This is a genomic window from Sphingopyxis sp. 22461 (assembly GCF_052044915.1).
In the GTDB taxonomy this organism is placed as follows: Bacteria; Pseudomonadota; Alphaproteobacteria; order Sphingomonadales; family Sphingomonadaceae; genus Sphingopyxis.
On the sequence record NZ_JBQENY010000017.1, the window covers coordinates 1 to 18,114 of the forward strand.

Genomic DNA, 18,114 nt, shown 5'->3' on the forward strand with positions numbered 1-18,114 from the left:
CCCACACTTGGCTGACCGAAATACTGACCAAGCTCGCCAACGGGCATCCCGCCAATGCCGTCCGCAACCTCATGCCCTGGACCGCCGTGGCCTGAAAACATCGCTTACGATCGTGCGGGCCTGACCGATCGTAAAGAACAGCGTCTCGTTGAGCAGCTCGTCGCGCATGCGACCATTGAAGCTCTCGACGAACCCGTTCTGCGTTGCATCATTTGGTGAAGGCTGCGGGTTCTATGACTTTGGTGTAGCGTGGGCTTTACGGTGGGGTTTTCGTTCCCACGCCAGACCGATATCCGTGAGGCGAATTGCGATGTCGGCGATATCGATTTTGTCGGGATCGAAATCGCCGCCCCATTCGAGCATGTCTTCATGCTCGGGATGGTCCGGATCAGCGAGTGCTTCGAGATACTCGGCATAGCCGGGAGACCCACCGACGTCCTCGGGCGGGCATCGGCCGGTGGCGGCGAGGAGCGAGGGGTAGGGAAAGCCCGGCACACGCGCTTCGATCCGTTCGACGGTGACGGCATGGTCCCAATAGTCGCCAAAATCATAGATATAGCGGAAGGTTTTGCCGCCGCAGTCGTCGATCGCGGAGCGCAGGGTGGTCTTGCGGGCATCATTCATGCTGGAAAGATAGTCGGGATCGGGAATGCCGAAGGCGGCGTCGCCGGCGAAACGGAACTCGTAGAGATGGGTGTCGGTCCAGCCCATGGCGATCTGGATGACCGTGTGAAGCCGGTCGAGATTGATCGACAGCGGCACCTCGATCCGGCGCATGACCTTCGGCTCGATATCCCTGAGGACGATCTTGAGGCGGGCGATAAGCGTCATGCGGCGACCTGAAGTGCGGGCTGGCGTGTCCGCCATCCCCGGGAGAGAAGCTCGTGGGGACGGTTTTGCGCGATGCTCGCGATGCGGTCAAGGACGTCGGCGAGCCAGACCTGCGGGTCGATATCATTGAGCTTGGCGGTGACGATGAGTGAATAGAGATCGGCGGCGCGCTCACCGCCGCGGTCGGAGCCGGCGAACCGTCATGACTTGCGGTTATGGAAAGGTATGCATAACCGCACGAACGCACTGTTTGCCGGCGCCGACGAGGGCGGCGACAACCGGGCGATGATCGCCACGCTCGTTGAAAACTGCAACACCAGCGGCATGGACCCACACGACTGGATGACCGAGACGCTCAGCAAACTCGCCAATGGTCACCCGGCGAATAACGTTGGGAATCTCATACCCTAGGTCGACGTGGGCTGAGAACAGCGCTTACGGTTCAGCGCGGCTTGATATATGCGATATGGTCACGGCTCGAGGGGAGGGGCGTTTGCCGGTCGCGATGCGGCAGCCGCGTCTAGCTGACAACATGCTGCTTGTCGCAGACAGAGCCCTATTCTTGGAGGTCGCCGTCGAATCCCTCGAAAATTGACCCGCGAATCTGCTTACGCACTTTGCGCTTGAGAATAGACCAAGCAAGCTGTTTGCCGATAAAATCCAGCGGCCAAACCGGCCAGTTCTTGGGCTTCCGATCAACAATCCAGAAATCGGTGAGGTCCGTTGACCGTTCCGCCAACATATCTGCGACCGTCTGGCCATGCAGGTGGTTGATGGCTAGACCATGCCCCCAGCATCCACCGATATAGATAACGCGTTGATCACCGATACTCGTCAAGTGAGGAACCATGTCACGCGTAGCCGACATGTGTCCACCCCAATTATGCTCCAATCTGACGCCCCCAAGAGCCGGGAATATCCGTTTCAGATGTGCGAGCGAGACGTCTCCCCCCTTGGCGCTGACCGCCGGTTCCATCTCATTGCGAACGGGGTGACCGCCATAATAAATGAAATAGAACTGGATACGCTGGTCGGCGGTAGGCGCCATATAGTGAAACAGATCAAGCGAGCTCTCGATCGCATTGCCCTGTTTCCAACCAATTTCCGCCCACATTTTGTCCGAAAGACGCTCCGTCACCGCGCCGCGCGCGAATACCGGCGCCTGGTATGGCGCGAGCTCTCGGCCGACTGGCCCTTGCAGTTGGTGCGTGAAAGCGTTCGTGGCAATCACCACCTTGCTCGCTCCAATAGAGCCGCCCGGAGTCATCACTCGCACACCGCCCGGCCGTCGCTCGATATGTGTCGCGGGGGTGTTTTCATAAACCGTAACGCCCGCCGCTTCGGCCAGTCCCTTAAGGGCGCGCACTTGTTTGCAGGGGTTGAGCAAACCAAGGTCCGTGTCGAAAATGGCCGCTTTGAAGTTGGTATTCCCGTTATAATGGGCCTGCACGTCCGGTGCGGTCAGCCATGAGACCGTATCCACACCGATGTCTTCATAGGTGGAATACAGGTCATGGAGATCGTCCACCCAGCGGTCGTCAAAGGCCACCCGCATAAGACCGGGCGCGCGATAATCGCTTTCGATGCCATTTTGCTCGATGATCTCGCGCGTATAAGCAGTTGCGCGCCGACAATATGCGAAGGCCGCCCTGGATCGCTCGACGCCATATGTCTTGCGGATGGACAATTGGTCCATCCCGAACTGGGGCATGATCCAGCCTGCCGCGCGGCCGCTCGCTCCGAAGCCGATGATCTCGCTCTCGATCAGGACGACCTTGCCCAAGCCGCTTTTTGCGGCATGCCAGGCCGATGAGAGGCCTGCGATGCCACCGCCGATGACAAGGATATCGCATTGCAGATCGGTATCCAGATCACGATTTGGAGAATAATCGCCAAAGTCGCGGATCCAGAAGGATTTTCCGGCATGCGGAGGCGATGTACGGCGACCGGGCCGGCAAGCCGCGGAAACTTCAGATACCGCCGCCATTAGAGTGTCGCCCTCAAATCGGAGGAATCGAACATCTGTCTGCTGCCGAAATCAAAGATCTCTGCTGCCGCATCGACATCCTCACCGCTCGAACCTGCCACTTCATCTTTCCTTTCCGACGTCGAACAATTGGCCTGCCGTACAATGGCGATCCGCCAACTGTGACCTACGTTTTCAGCCGATTATAGAGCGACGCGGCCAGATTATGCGACTGCCGCGATGTATAATAAGCCACGAGGATCAGGGCTCCTACCGCGGGTATCGGAGCAATCAGGAACACAGCAGCGATAGGGTATCCAATCAGGACCAGCGCACCTATTGCGGGGCCGAGCGATTGAGCGGTGACGTTCACGATATATATGGCCCGCGTATAATGTTCTTCCGGATCATTTTCTGCAACTACAGACATGTAGTAAGCAAGTCCCATATTAAATACCGAAAGATATATGGAAAAGGCGACAACGTATAAAGTAACGTTTGTGGCGATGTAGAAGAGCCAGAGAGATATGATAAAAAGAGTAGTAGTAATAACCAGCCACTTTATCCGCCCGCCAGCAGCGCCGAATATGGTCGGCATCAGGCAGCCGGCCACCGAAAATATACAGCCGATCGCGAAGGAATTGGCTATTGCGCTCGGCTCCAGTCCGTTGTCCAGGCCGACCCGTTCGGTAAAGCTAAACCCCACATTGGCGCTTATGGAAAAGAGCAGCAGTGCCAGGAGGCCGACCTTGCCCAGCACTCTAACGTTTGACTGCTCCAGATCGGCGCCGAAAGCACCGGCCTTATCCGTCCTGCCGCGCAGCTCGCGAGGAAGAAGCAGCGCCAAGCCCGCGGCGACGAATAGCCACAGAGCGCCTGATGCGAGGCTTGCGCTGTAGCCAAAATCGGACCTTATGGCATCCAGCACCCAAATTGCGACGGCGGAAAGAAGCATGCCGAGCGTTAGCCCTGCCCCAAATGCGCGGTCCGGAACACGCGCCCGCGCGAGCGCGCACGCAGACACCGTAGTCAGCAAGACCACCCCGAATCCCGCGACGAACCTGATCAGGCACAGAAGAACATAGCTGTCGGCCAATGCCGTTGCCGCATTGGCGATCGTCGCCACGAGCGCTGCGAAAAACGCCAGCGTCCGCCAGGAGAGCCGCGGCATGAGAAAGAAGCCGAGGACGGCCCCTACGATACCTCCAGCTTGATCAATGGTTTGTACGAACCCGGCCTCGCTCAGACTTATATGTAGTGTATCGACGTAAAGCCCCACAAAGAACGGCGCGATATTGATCAGAATAATCGAAAGCGCGTAGAGGACGCACGCTATTGCCAATGTCCTTGCCGGACGCACGCCGAGCTCGCGATCCATCCCTTGCACCTTTCCCATGCGGTTCAATAAACCGCCCGCCACGCGCGAGCTTCCGGGCCGGCCCGGTTGCTCGTCCTTATAAGACCGCTGCCTGTATTCCACTACGATCCGACACGCAAATCAATTCGTCAATCGCATAATTTACGCCCTACTTTGTCATTCTAAGCGACCGCCAGCCCAGATTCGGCTCGCGGGCAAGGCCGGGCCGGTCATGGTGTTCCATCACCTGTGCGGCGCTGGCACTGTCGACAGTTGCGCGAGACGAGCGTTTCCAATTTCGCGGCGTCATATGGGGCGACATTCCGCAGGTCGGAGGGCGTTTGCCCCCGGCCGTTTGGAAGGGGGATTTCGCCAGCCTGAAGGTGCGGTGAGAGAGTGGGTGGACTTGCGAGGCATGCCGCGTGATCGGCAATCCTCGCTTGACACCGCGCAACTGCCGATCGATAATTAAATCGTCGTGGAAATAATTATACGCGGCGTGGTGACATGAGGCGTTATTCCTAGGAAAATGGGAGATTTGTATGACTTGCAACCTTAAGACGCGATTGGCCCTGCTTGCATTGACGTGCGCCACGCCGCTGGCGGTGGTGGCACGCGAGGCGCCCGCAGAGGCGGCGCCGGCCGACGTTGTCCAGGAACTCCATGCCTTCTACGCTGGCCAAGATCAGGCCAATCGTGACGGTTTGACATCGACCGAACTGGCCAAGCGCTTTTACAGCGACGATGTGATTATCACCGGCGAGGGGGATGTTGCGGCGCGGCGCGGGATCGAGGCTTCCGTCAAGGCCCTTGACGACTGGTTTGCCTATCTTGGTCCCAATGGGAATAAGGGCTGCGCGTTCGCCGTCCAGGATACGGTTGTCTCGTCCGAGCGGGACATGGCTTCGGTATTTGCAGTGCTGACCTGCCAGCCCAACCCGCCCGCGACCACGAAGCAGGAGACGATTCGCCAGCTTTTCGTGCTGAAGCGCAAACCTGAGGGTTGGCGCGTCGTGCGAGAGATGTGGCAGGCCGGCGGCTTCGGTAACTGATTGCTTCCGGGAAGGCCCATTGCGGTTTTTTGAAACAGCCGCTCGAAGCAATGGGCCTTCCCGATAAAGTTTTCGGGGACGCTGCTCGCATCGCAATCCCCCGATGATGGACATGGCTCGTTTGTCAGTTACCCGGAACTGGGCGGATTGGTCTTCTTTCTGGACCTTTTGCAGGTGCTTTCAATCCTCGCAGATTCCATTCGACGATGTCGGGTACGACATCCTCGACATTCCTGTCCCCCGTTTCGTTCTTAATCCGCAGCCACAAGTTGGCGTCTCGCTCTGCTCGACCCGCAGGTATATTGTGAAGCCGCCGCCACCGGCAAGTCTGGCCGGCCCATCATGCCTTCGTCAGGCCTATCGCGACCCGGGGCTCTCGAAGAAGACGAGGGGCCAGGTCTGATGCGGCGTGTCTGCTATACCGCCCTCTCGATCAGCGCGGCGGCGACTGCCAAGATCAGCCCCGGCAAGACGGGAATGGCATATCGGCCTTGCTTGGGCCGGGTTCCTCTCCGCTTCGGTCAAATTGCCGCGCACCCTCCTTCACCGCGTGCCAGGGAAGCGAGATCGGGAGCGTCACTCAGATTTGCGGAGGGTGTGCTACTTGTTCAACCGCGTTGCAGCGCGCGCGGTATGCGGCCCGCTGCCGCGGTGAGAACAGTCAAAGCCAGCGGGGCTGATCTCGTCCCAGCAAGGGCGACCCGCAATCGAGAGACAGGCCGGCATGTTCAAACATCAGTGGTGTGCGTAATCCGTCGACCGGGGATGCGCCCGTCCGATCAAATTGTCTCACCAGTCCGCGCGCCGCGATCTGGGGATCGGCCAGTGCCTGCGCGACCGTGTTGATTGGGCCGGCTGGTACTGTCGCGACCTCCAGCGCGCCCAGCAAGTCGTCCCGCAACCAATTTTGCGTGACTGCGCTGATTATGGCGGTCAATTCGTCCCGGTTGGCTACCCGCGAAGAATTGGTCGCGAATGAAGGTGACGCCGGCAGTTCGTCGAGCCCGACGACCTTGCAAAAACGGTCAAACTGACCATCATTGCCCACCGCAAGAATTAGCCAGCCATCCTTGGCCGGGGACACGGCATAGGGTGCGATATTCGGATGTGCGTTGCCCAGTCGGGCCGGATTTTCCCGCGTTGCCAGGTAGTTCATCGCCTGATTGGCAAGGACGCCGGTCATGCAGTCAAGCAGGGCAACATCCACATGGTCGCCCCGGCCGGTCCGCTCGCGGCGCGTGAGGGCGGCCTGAATACCGATGACGGCGTATAGGCCCGTCACGATGTCAGCCAAGGCCACGCCGATTTTCTGCGGTGCGCCAGCCGGGTCGCCGGTCAGGTCCATAATCCCGCTCAGACCCTGCACGATGAAATCATAGCCGGCACGAGCGGCATAAGGACCGTCCTGACCAAAGCCACTTATGGAGCAATATACGAGGCGCGGGTTCAAGGCCGAGAGGCTTGCATGGTCCAGCCCGAACTTGGCCAGACCGCCCACCTTGAAATTCTCGATAACGACATCGGCTTCGATCGCCAGGCGGCGCACCTCCTCAAGATCTCGGGCATTGCCGAAGTCGGCGGTAATCGAACGCTTCCCACGATTGCAGGCGTGGAAATAGGCTGCATCATGTGTTCCGTTGCCATTGTCGATAAATGGCGGCCCCCAACTGCGCGTGTCGTCGCCGTCCGGACTTTCTACCTTCAATACGTCAGCGCCAAGATCCCCGAGGATCTGGCCGGCCCACGGGCCGGCCAGAATTCGGGCCAGTTCAAGGACCCTCAGGCCCTTGAGCGGTTGGCGTGCGCTTGCGGGTTCTTGCTGCATCAGAAAGCCGCGATGTCCGTGATTGCCCGCCCGATAATCAGGGCGTGGACATCATGAGTACCCTCGTAAGTGTTGACCGTCTCGAGGTTCACCATATGGCGGATGACCTGATATTCTTCTGAAATTCCGTTTCCGCCGTGCATATCGCGAGCAGCGCGTGCTACGTCGAGCGCCTTGCCGACGTTGTTGCGCTTGACCATCGAGATCATCTCGGGTGCGAAGCGATCCTCGTCCATCAGGCGGCCCACCCGCAGGCTCGCCTGCAGGCCTAGAGCGATGTCGGTGGCCATATCCGCCAACTTCTTCTGATAAAGCTGGGTTGCTGCCAGCGGTCGCCCGAACTGTTTTCGGTCCAGCCCATACTGGCGGGCAGCGGCATAGCAAAACTCGGCCGCTCCAAGCGCGCCCCAGCTAATGCCGTAGCGGGCACGGTTGAGGCAACTGAATGGCCCGCGCATCCCTTCGACGCCTGGCAGTAGGGCATCTTCTGGCACGAAGACCTCGTCCATCATGATCATGCCCGTCATCGAGGCGCGAAGTGACAATTTTCCGGAGATCTTGGGAGTGTCGAGACCCTTGGTTCCCTTTTCAAGGATGAACCCGCGGATCTTCCCGCCATGAACTTCCGACGTCGCCCAGACAATGAAGACGTCGGCGATCGGAGCGTTCGAGATCCAGGTCTTGGACCCCGTCAGCACGTATCCGCCATCGACCTTGCGCGCTCGGGTCTTCATTCCAGCCGGATCGGATCCTGCATCCGGTTCAGTAAGGCCAAAGCAACCAATTAATTCGCCGCTGGCTAAGCCGGGCAGAAACTTCGCCTTCTGCTCATCCGAGCCAAAGACATGGATCGGGTACATGACCAGGGAGGATTGCACCGACATCATCGAACGATAGCCGGAGTCAACGCGCTCGACCTCTCGAGCGACGAGGCCGTAACTCACATAACTTGCGCCCGTGCCGCCGAACGCTTCGGGTATCGTGATACCGAGTAAGCCTCGACGTCCCATTTCGGCAAAAATCGCCGAGTCTGTGTGTTCTTGTGCATAGGCTTGGGTGACACGGGGCTGCAGCTCGTTTTGAGCGTAGGCCCGCGCCGCATCGCGGATCATGCGCTCTTCTTCCGTCAGCTGGTCTTCAAGCTGAAAGGGGTCCGCCCTTGAAAAACGCTGCATCTAAAATCCAATCAGAAATTGAAAATTGCGATGCGAAGCATGCGTCGCTTATGGAAATCAAAGCCAACAAACCGGAGGTCTAGGCTGGAGGTGGAGCTCCCCTTGTTGCATGGATTCCGCCATGCCCGAGGAATGAGGGCCCAGCGACCGTTCGAATTTTTCCGTCCGATATGACGGGATCACGACTCGTCCAGCTGAATGGCGGCGAACCGGGAAGGCCGATACCGGCGCAGCCACAGTCCGAACCCTATGCCTGCGGCCATCGCGACCGGGATGCCAATTGGCAATCGATTGACCACCGGATTCTGGCTACCGCTAAGGTACTCAAAATTGTTGACGGCGAAGTACAGCGCCACCAACAGGCCGACAAACGCCAAAATCGGTGCAATAACGTGCTGCCAAAGGTGGCGCTCGGGATGCTCCCGGAAATACGACACCACCGCCAGGCTGGTGAGCGCCTGCATGAACATCACGCCAACGGCTGCAAAACCCAGGACGATCAGCCCCAGTCCGAGCATCGGGTGCAGCCCCAGATAAGCAGCGCTCGTGAAGACGACGAGCGCGACGACTGAAACGGTGGCGCTGGCCGCAGAGGGCGAGCCATGGACAGGATGCGCCCGGCCGAGAGCGCGGGGCAAGCAGCCCTGACGGCCGAGGACGAATAAATAGCGCGCGGCCACATTATGCATCGAAAGGACGGTAGCAAACATGCTGGTGACCAGCGCGACCTGGATGATGGTGGTGAATGCACCGCTGACGTACTGATTGCTGAGCTTAAAGTAGATGAGTCCGACGTCTGCTTCGGGTATGCCTTTGATGTTGTCGGGTCCTATTGCGCCTACGGTGATCCACGATGTGACGAAGTAGAAGATGCCGATGGTGAAGATCGCGATGTAGGTGGCCCGCGACACAGATTTCTGAGGCGATTTAGCCTCCTCGGAAAACAGAGCGGCAGACTCGATGCCGAAGTAGCAGGTGAACGCGAGCAGGATCGCAACACCCGGCGCGCCAGTCGTCAGACCACCGATATCCAACGACTGCGTCGGGAATGCCGCCCCGCCCAACTGTCCGACAAGGATGGCATCGAAAAACAGCAGCAGCATGAACTCGATAAGGATGACGGCCAGCACGACCCGGGCGCTGAAGTCGATCTGGCGAAGGCCGAAGAAACCGATCACGACCCAGGCCGTCAGCGAATAAACTACCCAATGAAGGTTAAATCCGAGCAAGTCGCTGAACGTGGTCTGCATCATATAACCGAGATAACTGAAGCCCCCAGGCACGAACATGGTGTAAGAGACTACCGCGACGCCGGCTGCCCCTAGACCGGTGATCGGGCCAAGGCCGCGTGCAATGTAGGTGTAAAATGCGCCGCCAACCAGCACCTCTCGACTGAACGCGGAATAGCCCACTGCGAACAATGCCGTGACGACCGTGGAAATGACGAAGGCAAGCGGCAGGGCGGTTCCACTGCCGAACACCAACGCTACGGGGAGCACCCCGATAACGCAGGCGAGCGGCGCGACAGCGGCGATGACAAAGACGGCCAGCCGAAAAGTACTCAGCGAGCGCGGCAGTGCAACGGTCTCGCTCTCGACGGGAGACGGAACGAGTGCCGATGCAGTGGCGGCATTAATTTGTGTCATGCGTATCTCCATGAACGGCTTTCGGTTGCGTCAGATGCTGATCGTAACGACGGCGGCCTTGATCTCGACGAGCTCCCCGAAACCGCTGCGCTCTACGCGCCAGCCTTCGATGGCCCATTGCAGCCCCGAAAAAAGGTATGCGATCAAGAGCGTTTGCCGCGGATATCGCCAAGTCCAGATTGCGCATCCGCCTTGCCCCCATTTCGTTCACGCCCGATTTCACAAGACCCGCGTCGGCGCCAGCGGATGTCAAACTGCCGCTTGCGAGGTCGTTCGAGAAATCGAGTCGGCCGCGAGCGTCTCGAATTCGTAGCAATTTCGTCACCGTTCGCAACTAATTTATGCGATTGATGATTTTTTCCAGACGCGGACAGGTGACAGGTCTGGTGTGACACTGCGGATATTATAACGTAGTTAAATAGTTGATAAAATGATGTTAAACTGTGGGCCACGCTTCCCAGCGGATTTGCGGCCGGGGGTTCTTGCCAGTGGGTTCGCATAACCATTGACAACCACCTTAATTATGCGGCAGAATAATTTACTGCATTTTTGCATGACCGAGCTTCTCCCGATGGCGGATTCTGTTTCCCGCGCAGGGGTGTGAGGTGAGGAAATCTCAAATGCTGAGGGGCGCCTCGGCCGAGGCAAACGGGGAGTGGCTTGCGCACTGGCAGGGTGCTCTCGACCGGCGGGGATGAACTATGCAAAAAAGGGAGAAGTATAATGACTGCTCGATTGACTAGGGGTTCGGCCCGTTCCGCACTGGCGATTTCGCTTGCTTTGCTACCGCTCGCAGCTCCCTCGAAGGCTTATGCCCAGGAGAGTGCGGAGCCTGAATCGGGTGCAACGGCCGCAAGCGGCTCCGGCGATATCATCGTTACCGCACAGCGCCGCGAGCAACGTCTTCAGGACGTACCGGTCGCCATTTCAGCCTTTGGCGGTGAGTCGATCGAGAAGCGCCAAGCGGTGCAGATTTCCGATTTGATTACGCTTTCGCCGAACTCGCAGGTGAACTACCCTTTCGGTGAAGGTGGCCCGCCCAACTTTGTCATTCGCGGTATTTCTTCGACCGACTATTCCGCCAATCAGAGCAAGCCGATCGCAATCTATATCGACGAAGGCATCCGCGGTCTGTCGACGTTCGAGACGATGCCTCTCTATGACGTCGAGCGCGTCGAGGTGCTGCGCGGCCCGCAGGGCACGCTCTACGGCAAGAATGCGACAGGCGGCGCCGTGAACATCGTTACGAAAAAGCCCGGTTTTTCGACCGAGGGCTATGTGACGGGCAGCTATGGCAATTTCAATCGCGTTCGGCTGCAAGGTGCGCTGCAGGCCCCGCTGATCCAGGATGTGCTGGCGGTACGCGTTGCAGCGCTTTATGTGCACGACACGGGGGTTCTCAAGAACGTCACGCCCGGCCTTGGGGACCTCGACCAGACTGATGTCTTCTCGTTCCGCGCGGCGCTGCAGTTCGAGCCCGCGGACAACTTCGAGGCGACGCTGCGTTTCAACCACGTCAGGAGCGGTGGCCGCAATTACGCGCCGTTCGCGGGAAACATCGACTTTAACGATCCCGCTATTCTTTTTCCCGGCAACAATCTGTCGAACCTCCCCGGGTCGAACCGCGACGGCCTTGGATTCTTTGAGACGGCTACCAACAGCACGCCCGAACGCACGATCCGCAGCAACGGGTTCAACCTTATTATGAACTGGGACGCGTCCGACGTCCTCAGACTGACCTCCGTGACGACCTATGACTGGGGAAAATGGGTCGACATTGGCGACGATGACGGTCTCGTTATCGAGGCGGACGATCCTATCGTTACCTTCGGCAAAGACATGAAGCAGTTCGTCCAGGATCTGCGGCTGGCGACATCGTTTGACGGGCCGTTCAATGTCCAAGCGGGCCTCATCTATACCTATGACTCGGTAAACGCCGGCTTTGATTATTCGCTGCTCACGGATCCGGGCTGCGGCGCGGCCTGCACCTTCGGCTTTACGCCCACCGGGACGGGCTTTATCCAGTCGAACAGCTTCGACCAGAAGCGTAGAAGCTATGCGGGTTATCTTCGCGGCGACTTCGAAATAACCGACACACTTTCCATGTACGGCGGTGTGCGTTTCAGCCGGGACAAGGTCGCTGTTTCGAATTTCAACGCATTCCTCGGCGATAACGTAGACCCCGTCGCGGTCCCGACGATCAGCAACTTTTCTGATCGCCGCACCTTCAACAATACCAGTTTCGAGGTGGGGGCCAATTGGAAGCCAACTGAAGACGTCTTGCTCTACGCCTCCATGCGCGAAGGCTATCGCAGCGGCGCTGTGAATGCGCAGGCCTTCAGCGATCCCTCCGAAATCACCTTCGCACCGCCGGAGACCGCGCGGACTTATGAGTTCGGGTTCAAATCGACCTTGCTCGACCGCGCGCTGACCGTGAACGGTTCGTTGTTCCAGACCGATTACAAAAACCAGCAGGTCGTCGTGACCGAGGCGGGCGGCCTGTTTCCGCTCCGTTCGATCAGTGGCGCGCGTGTCCGCGGTTTCGAGGCTGACATCACCGCTCGGCCGGTCGATCGGGTGACGCTTGGCGTCGGCGTCGGCGTATTGGATCCAAAATATAGCGATGATGCGACCGTGTCGGGTTCGAGCGGCATCGATGTCTCCGGGAACCAGATATCCAACGCCGCGAAGTTCAGCCTCAATCTCACCGGCGATTTTGTGCTGGCGGAGATCAATGACGGAACGGTCGATCTTAATCTCGACGGCACCTATACCTCGCGCGTCTTTTTCGACATCGCGGAAACGGCGAATGTGTCTCAGTCGGGCTATTGGGTCGCCAATGCGCGTCTGGCCTATAATACGGATCGCTTTTCGGTTGGCGCAGGGGTGAAGAACCTCTTCAACGAAAAGTATTTCACCTATGGTCTGGGCCTGAGGTTCGCCGGGCTGGACTATCTGATTCGTGGCACGCCGCGTACATATAGCGTGGATGCTACCATCCGGTTCTGACCGAAGGGACTGTCAACAAGTAATTGGCCAAACACTTCCTCCTCGCTGCATCGCTGCAGCGAGGAGGAGGCAATCCGGGAGAAGCGCCGGGCCGGCCCGCTGAGCTTGGGCGGCAGGCGCTGACCTGGGGCAGGGTGCACGGTCGGACGGGCGTCCGGACCAGAAGCAAGGAACAGCCGCGGGGGTAGCTGCTTGTTGTTTTCGATGACGGCGAGCGGGCGTTCGACCGATCTCGAACCGCCTTCATCAATCTTCGGCGCAGGTCATTGGGAATCGATCTTTCGATGGGTTCTGACCCCAGGCCCTCTACTGACCGCCTGCTTTTCAGTCGATGTATCGCGGCCGTGGCGCGATGCGTTGAGCTGGTGAGGGATGCTCACGCGATGGACGACAGGCCGGGAAAATAGCGCACAAGTTCCTGCCAATCCCCCTGGATTCGCGGCGCGGCCGTTTAGCTGCTGGGCAGGAATCATGATCGCCTTGCAGAAATCCGGCGGGCGCAGAATTTAATCTTGGATCCCGATCCCTTGCTATTGTCGAGCGGCGCGGGTCTCGACCGCCATGGTGCACGGCGTGAGCTGTTCGATTCAAGCTGGAATTTGGTCCTGAGAGGGCATCATAATACCATGTTTTAACTATGATATTTATGGATAGCATCTTGAAGAGAAGGCGACCTTGCGGTCGCGCGCCGACGCCCCGGCTCAATGGTGCACGCGGAGCCGTTCGAGCGGTCAATTCTCCTTGAATTTATACGAATGACGAATTATTACCACTCCTAGCTACAAGGAGACTCTGATGAGAACCTATCGCATCGGCCAGATCGTGCCGAGCTCCAACGTGACGATGGAAACGGAAATTCCGGCGCTTCTGCGCGCGCGTGAGACGATTTCGCCTGAGCGCTTCACCTTCCATTCCTCGCGCATGCGGATGAAGCATGTCACGAAGGAGGAATTGGCCGCGATGGATGCGGCGAGTGATCGCTGCGCGCTTGAGCTGTCCGACGCTGCGGTCGACGTGATGGGCTACGCGTGCCTCGTGGCGATCATGTCGATGGGGCACGGCTATCATCGCGAGTCACAGGCCCGGCTGCACCAGGTCACCGTCGACAGCGGCAATTCGGCGCCCGTCGTCTCCTCCGCCGGAGCGCTTGTCGATGGCATTAAGGCGATTGGCGCCAAGAAGGTCGCGATCGTTGCTCCCTATATGAAGCCGCTGACCGAGATGGTCGTCGATTATATCCGCAGCGAGGGTGTGGAAGTGGTGGAGTGGCGCGCGCTTGAGATTTCCGACAATCTCGCGGTTGCCGCGCACGACCCGGCCCGTCTTCCCGGCATTGTCGCCAGCATGGAGCAGATCGGCGAGGTCGATGCGGTCGTGCTGTCGGCATGCGTGCAGATGCCTTCGCTGCCCGCCGTCTCGATTGTCGAGGCGCAGGTCGGCAAGCCCGTCCTGACGGCGGCGATCGCCACAACATGGGCGATGCTGAGGTCGCTCGATCTCGACACGCGGGTGCCCGGTGGCGGCACGCTGCTTTCCGGCGCCTATTAAGGGGATGGCGATGCGCGGCTATAACGTCCATGCGAACGGCATCCGGCACCACCTGATCCAGCACGGTGAGGGCGGTCCGCAAATGCTGCTGATACCGGGGATTACCTCGCCGGCGGTCACCTGGGACTTCGTTGCAGAGCCTCTTTCGGCGCATTTCGAAGTCCATGTTCTGGATGTGCGCGGACGCGGGCTCAGCCAGGGGTGCGACCTTGACTATTCGCTCGATGCGATGGCGGACGATGCTGTCGCGCTTGTCCAGGCGCTGGGCATGGAAGCGCCAATCGTTCTTGGTCATTCGATGGGCGCGCGCACGGCGATCCGTGCCGCGCGCAAGGCGCCGAAGGCCTTTGGCGGGCTGATCCTCGTCGATCCGCCGGTAAGCGGACCCGGTCGGCGTCCCTATCCATCGGCGTGGCCCTGGTACGAGGACTCAATCCTGTTGGCGCAGCGCGGCTGTTCAGCGGATGACATGAAGGCCTTCTGTCCTACCTGGACCGAAGAGCAGCGCGCGTTGCGGGCGGAGTGGCTTCATAGCTGTGATCTTCATGCGATCGACGTCGCCTATAAGGGCTTTCACACCGACGACATCCATCAGGACTTGCCGCACCTCGACCTGCCGATGCGCCTGGTGGTGGCCGGCGCCTCCCCGGTGATCGAAGAGGCCGACATCGCGGAGATCAAGAGCCTTGCGCCGCACATTGCAATTACGACGGTCGAGGGCGCGGGGCACATGATCCCGTGGGACGACCTTGATGGTTTTTTGCGCGCCGTGAGCGATTTCAGAATTTGACAGAATTGGAGCGTCCGTAATGGACCGCGCAAGCTTTATCGAAATTTGCCTGCATCAACTGAAGATGTCCGGAGTGCGTGCGGATGAGCGCCTGGTTGTCCTCACCCAAGGCGACGAGCGTCTCGACTATGCCGATGCCTTCCTTGCCGCGGGCAGAATGTTGGGCGCGAATATCTATCATATGCGCCTTCCCGCGGCTTCGCCCATGGGAGGGTGGGCAGTCGGCCAGACATCGCTTGCGGTCATGCCGGAGGCTGTCGAGGCCCTCAAGAACGCCGACATGCTCATCGACTGCATCTTTTTGCTGTTCTCGCCAGAACAGATGGCGATCCAGGCGGCCGGCACGCGCGTGCTGACAGTGGTCGAGCCGCCAGAACTGCTCGCGCGCATGTTGCCGAATCTTGAACTGCGCGAGAAAGTCGAGCGGGCGGGAGAACTGCTGGCGCGGGCCAAATCGATGCACATCACCTCCCCCCACGGCACCGATGTGATCTACAAGCTCGGAACCTATCCCACCATCACCGAATATGCTTGCACGGACCAGCCTGGGCGATGGGATCATTGGCCTTCGGGCTTCGTGTTCACGGGGGGCGACGATGACGGTGTGGATGGTCAGATCGTCGTCGGGACGGGCGATGTGCTCCTTCCGCAGAATATCTATGTTCGCGAGCCAATTATCTACACGATCGAGCAGGGACGGATCACGGATATCCGTGGCGGCCTGGAAGCTGAACTGGTCAAATCCTACATGGCGGACTTCGAAGACGAGCGCGGATTCGCAATGAGCCATATCGGCTGGGGGATGAATCCGGACGCCAAGTGGCATCGGATGACGCCGGGCGAATTCCCCGGGGGCATGGGAATGGAGCCGCGCAGCTATCTGGGCAACGTCCTGTTTTCCACGGGCCCCAACAACGAGCTTGGCGGGTTGAACGACACGGCCTGCCATCTCGACATCCCCATGCGCGGCTGCTCGCTCTTTCTCGATGACGACCCGGTGCTGATCGATGGCGAAATCGCGGTGAAGGAACTCCAGTTCGATCGAAACGGCGGTTCGAGCGTGAAGGAAAGCAAGGTGTTCGATGTCGCAGGATGAGGTCTATGATAAGGCCGGATTCGGTCGCAGCGCACCAAGAGGAACCCGGCCGGCGATCGTTGTGGTCGATTTCTCCTACGGCTTCACTGACACCAGCTATCCCACCGCCGCGGATATGCGGGCTGAGATCGCTGCGACGCGTCGGCTCACCGATGTTGCCCGCGAACGCGGCTTTCCCGTTATTTACACCACCATCGCCTATCAGCCGTGGGAGGCGGAGGCATTGCCTTGGCTTCGCAAGGCGACGGGCATGAAAGCGCTGATGGCGGGCACAAGACTGGTCGAAATCGACAGCGCGACCGGTATCACCTCGGGCGATCTCGTCATCATCAAACATGGCGCGTCGGCCTTTCATGGCACGAACCTGGCCAGTTTGCTCACCGCTGCCGGGGTCGATACGGTTGTTGTTACGGGGGCGACCACATCGGGATGCGTGCGCGCCACCGTCGTTGATGCCGTGCAATCCGGCTTTATCGTGCTGGTGCCGCGCGATTGCTGCGCCGACCGGGCGTCGGCGCCGCACGAAGCCAATCTTTATGACATCGCCCAAAAGTACGGCGACATCACCAGCGCCGACGACATCCTGAACTGGCTCGGCCAGATCAGGTCGTCGGACTGACGTCGCCCAGTTAATAATGGAGAGGTAGATCAATGACCCAGCATGTAATTATCGCCGGAGCGGGGCCGACTGGCTTGCTGACGGCCATCGGCCTCGCGAAGGCGGGGACGCGCGTTACGATCCTCGAGGCCGAGGCCGAGCTCAACGACAGCCCGCGAGCACTCGTTTACCACTATCCGGTACTACCGCATCTCGAGAAGTTGGGTCTCCTGCAGGATTGTATCAGCGAGGGCTTCCTTCGTCAGAGCTTCGGCTGGCACATCCACAGCACGGGGGAAATGATCGAATGGACTGGCTCGCCGGCCTATGAGGACGGACAGGCCCTGCATTTGCATCAAGGCTTGCTCTCCCAGGTTCTCGCCCGGCATGTTGCGATGCTTTCCAATATCGAAATCCGCTACCAGACCCGCTTGCAGGGTTGCAGCCAGAATGCGGACGGTGTGATCGCCGAGCTTGACGGACCGGGCGGGGCGGAACGCCTCGAGGGCGATTTTCTTGTCGGTGCCGATGGCGCGAACAGCGCCGTGCGCAGGAATGTTCTCGGGCTGCAATTTTACGGTGTGACGTGGCCCGAGCGCTATGTAGCCACTAATACCAAAATCGATCTCTCATCGGTGGGGTATTCGCCTACGGTCATGCAGATCGACCAAAAACATGGTGCGGTCATCTGCAAGATCGACCAGTCGGACGTTTGGCGCGTCACCTTCGTCGAGAATCCGGAATTGCCAATCGAAGGGCTGCCCGAACGCATTGACGCGATGTTCGCCGATCACCTGCCCGATTTGCCGTACGAAGTTCTGGCCGCCTCTCCCTACCGTATGCACCAGCGTGTGGCGGACAAGATGCGCGAAGGCCGGATAATCCTCGTGGGCGATGCCGCACATGTGACCAATCCGACCGGAGGTCTCGGTCTCACGGGCGGGATGTTCGATGCGTTCGCATTGATCGAGGCCCTGAACCGGGTTCTCCACGACGGCGCCGATCACGACATTCTGGAATTCTATGAGCAAGACCGGCGGCGCATTTTCACCGAAATCACGTCTCCGCGCGCTTCGCTCAACCTGCGCAGCCTCTATTATCTTAAGGAAGGCCAGGAGAAGGAAGAGCGAATTCAGTTCCTGCGCAACGTTGCAGGGAATGAGGAGCTGATCAGGAAGGAACTGAGCTTCACCGAGCAATTGATCACCCGTTTCTGAATTC

Annotated in this window: 15 protein-coding genes and 2 pseudogenes; 9 read left to right on the forward strand and 8 right to left on the reverse strand. The window is 59.3% G+C overall.

Translation table 11 applies throughout. From position 1 onward, the window contains the following. Positions 1 to 23: 23 nt before the first annotated feature. Positions 24 to 95, forward strand: a complete 72-nt coding sequence (locus ACTJI5_RS21475) for a hypothetical protein (protein WP_440861791.1) — start codon at positions 24 to 26, stop codon at positions 93 to 95. 7 nt (positions 96 to 102) lie between these two features. Here the strand turns inward: ACTJI5_RS21475 and ACTJI5_RS21480 are convergent. The 3 genes and pseudogenes from ACTJI5_RS21480 to ACTJI5_RS21490 form a co-directional block, all read right to left on the reverse strand. Further along, positions 103 to 219 (reverse strand): annotated as a pseudogene (locus ACTJI5_RS21480) (integrase core domain-containing protein); the annotation flags it as partial. Positions 220 to 231: 12 nt separating this feature from the next. Further along, a complete protein-coding gene (locus ACTJI5_RS21485; RefSeq protein ID WP_440861743.1) occupies positions 232 to 831 on the reverse strand; it encodes a plasmid pRiA4b ORF-3 family protein in 600 nt (199 codons plus the stop codon). Continuing rightward, positions 828 to 1,028, reverse strand: a pseudogene (locus ACTJI5_RS21490) (transposase domain-containing protein); the annotation flags it as partial. The pseudogene ACTJI5_RS21490 and the gene ACTJI5_RS21485, both read right to left, overlap by 4 nt. A 28-nt stretch (positions 1,029 to 1,056) precedes the next feature. On the opposite strand from ACTJI5_RS21490, the gene ACTJI5_RS21495 reads away from it, so the two are divergent. Then, positions 1,057 to 1,242: a transposase domain-containing protein gene (locus ACTJI5_RS21495; protein WP_440861744.1), complete on the forward strand. Its 186-nt coding sequence runs from the start codon at positions 1,057 to 1,059 to the stop codon at positions 1,240 to 1,242. A 145-nt stretch (positions 1,243 to 1,387) separates the two neighbouring features. Here the strand turns inward: ACTJI5_RS21495 and ACTJI5_RS21500 are convergent, their stop codons facing one another. Next, positions 1,388 to 2,818, reverse strand: a complete 1,431-nt coding sequence (locus tag ACTJI5_RS21500) for an NAD(P)/FAD-dependent oxidoreductase (RefSeq protein ID WP_440861745.1) — start codon at positions 2,816 to 2,818, stop codon at positions 1,388 to 1,390. Positions 2,819 to 2,984: 166 nt separating this feature from the next. Then, the gene (locus tag ACTJI5_RS21505; protein ID WP_440861746.1) at positions 2,985 to 4,175 is read right to left on the reverse strand and encodes an MFS transporter; all 1,191 of its coding nucleotides are present in this window, start codon (positions 4,173 to 4,175) and stop codon (positions 2,985 to 2,987) included. Positions 4,176 to 4,696: 521 nt separating this feature from the next. On the opposite strand from ACTJI5_RS21505, the gene ACTJI5_RS21510 reads away from it, so the two are divergent. Beyond that, positions 4,697 to 5,206, forward strand: a complete 510-nt coding sequence (locus ACTJI5_RS21510; RefSeq protein WP_156419690.1) for a YybH family protein — start codon at positions 4,697 to 4,699, stop codon at positions 5,204 to 5,206. 661 nt (positions 5,207 to 5,867) lie between these two features. Here ACTJI5_RS21510 and ACTJI5_RS21515 read toward each other — a convergent pair. From ACTJI5_RS21515 to ACTJI5_RS21525, 3 genes are all read right to left on the reverse strand, one after another. Beyond that, a complete protein-coding gene (locus ACTJI5_RS21515) occupies positions 5,868 to 7,031 on the reverse strand; it encodes a CaiB/BaiF CoA transferase family protein (RefSeq protein WP_440861747.1) in 1,164 nt (387 codons plus the stop codon). Then, entirely contained in the window at positions 7,031 to 8,206 is a 1,176-nt protein-coding gene (locus tag ACTJI5_RS21520; protein ID WP_440861748.1) for an acyl-CoA dehydrogenase, read from the reverse strand. Before ACTJI5_RS21520 ends, ACTJI5_RS21515 begins: the two co-directional genes overlap by 1 nt. Before the next feature lie 179 nt (positions 8,207 to 8,385). Further along, the gene (locus ACTJI5_RS21525; RefSeq protein WP_197411403.1) at positions 8,386 to 9,852 is read right to left on the reverse strand and encodes an APC family permease; all 1,467 of its coding nucleotides are present in this window, start codon (positions 9,850 to 9,852) and stop codon (positions 8,386 to 8,388) included. Between the two features lie 723 nt (positions 9,853 to 10,575). On the opposite strand from ACTJI5_RS21525, the gene ACTJI5_RS21530 reads away from it, so the two are divergent. The 6 genes from ACTJI5_RS21530 to ACTJI5_RS21555 all read left to right on the forward strand — a co-directional run bounded on the left by ACTJI5_RS21530 (position 10,576) and on the right by ACTJI5_RS21555 (position 18,110). Beyond that, entirely contained in the window at positions 10,576 to 12,861 is a 2,286-nt protein-coding gene (locus ACTJI5_RS21530) for a TonB-dependent receptor (RefSeq protein WP_440861749.1), read from the forward strand. An 843-nt stretch (positions 12,862 to 13,704) separates the two neighbouring features. After that, positions 13,705 to 14,409: a maleate isomerase gene (gene ndpH / locus ACTJI5_RS21535; RefSeq protein ID WP_440861792.1), complete on the forward strand. Its 705-nt coding sequence runs from the start codon at positions 13,705 to 13,707 to the stop codon at positions 14,407 to 14,409. A 4-nt stretch (positions 14,410 to 14,413) separates the two neighbouring features. Then, a complete protein-coding gene (gene ndpF, locus ACTJI5_RS21540; RefSeq protein ID WP_440861750.1) occupies positions 14,414 to 15,199 on the forward strand; it encodes an N-formylmaleamate deformylase in 786 nt (261 codons plus the stop codon). Positions 15,200 to 15,218: 19 nt separating this feature from the next. Beyond that, entirely contained in the window at positions 15,219 to 16,295 is a 1,077-nt protein-coding gene (gene ndpE / locus ACTJI5_RS21545; RefSeq protein WP_440861751.1) for a 2,5-dihydroxypyridine 5,6-dioxygenase, read from the forward strand. Further along, positions 16,282 to 16,914: a maleamate amidohydrolase gene (gene ndpG, locus ACTJI5_RS21550; RefSeq protein WP_440861752.1), complete on the forward strand. Its 633-nt coding sequence runs from the start codon at positions 16,282 to 16,284 to the stop codon at positions 16,912 to 16,914. Before ndpE ends, ndpG begins: the two co-directional genes overlap by 14 nt. A gap of 32 nt (positions 16,915 to 16,946) precedes the next feature. Further along, entirely contained in the window at positions 16,947 to 18,110 is a 1,164-nt protein-coding gene (locus ACTJI5_RS21555; RefSeq protein WP_440861753.1) for an FAD-dependent oxidoreductase, read from the forward strand. Positions 18,111 to 18,114: the final 4 nt, after the last annotated feature.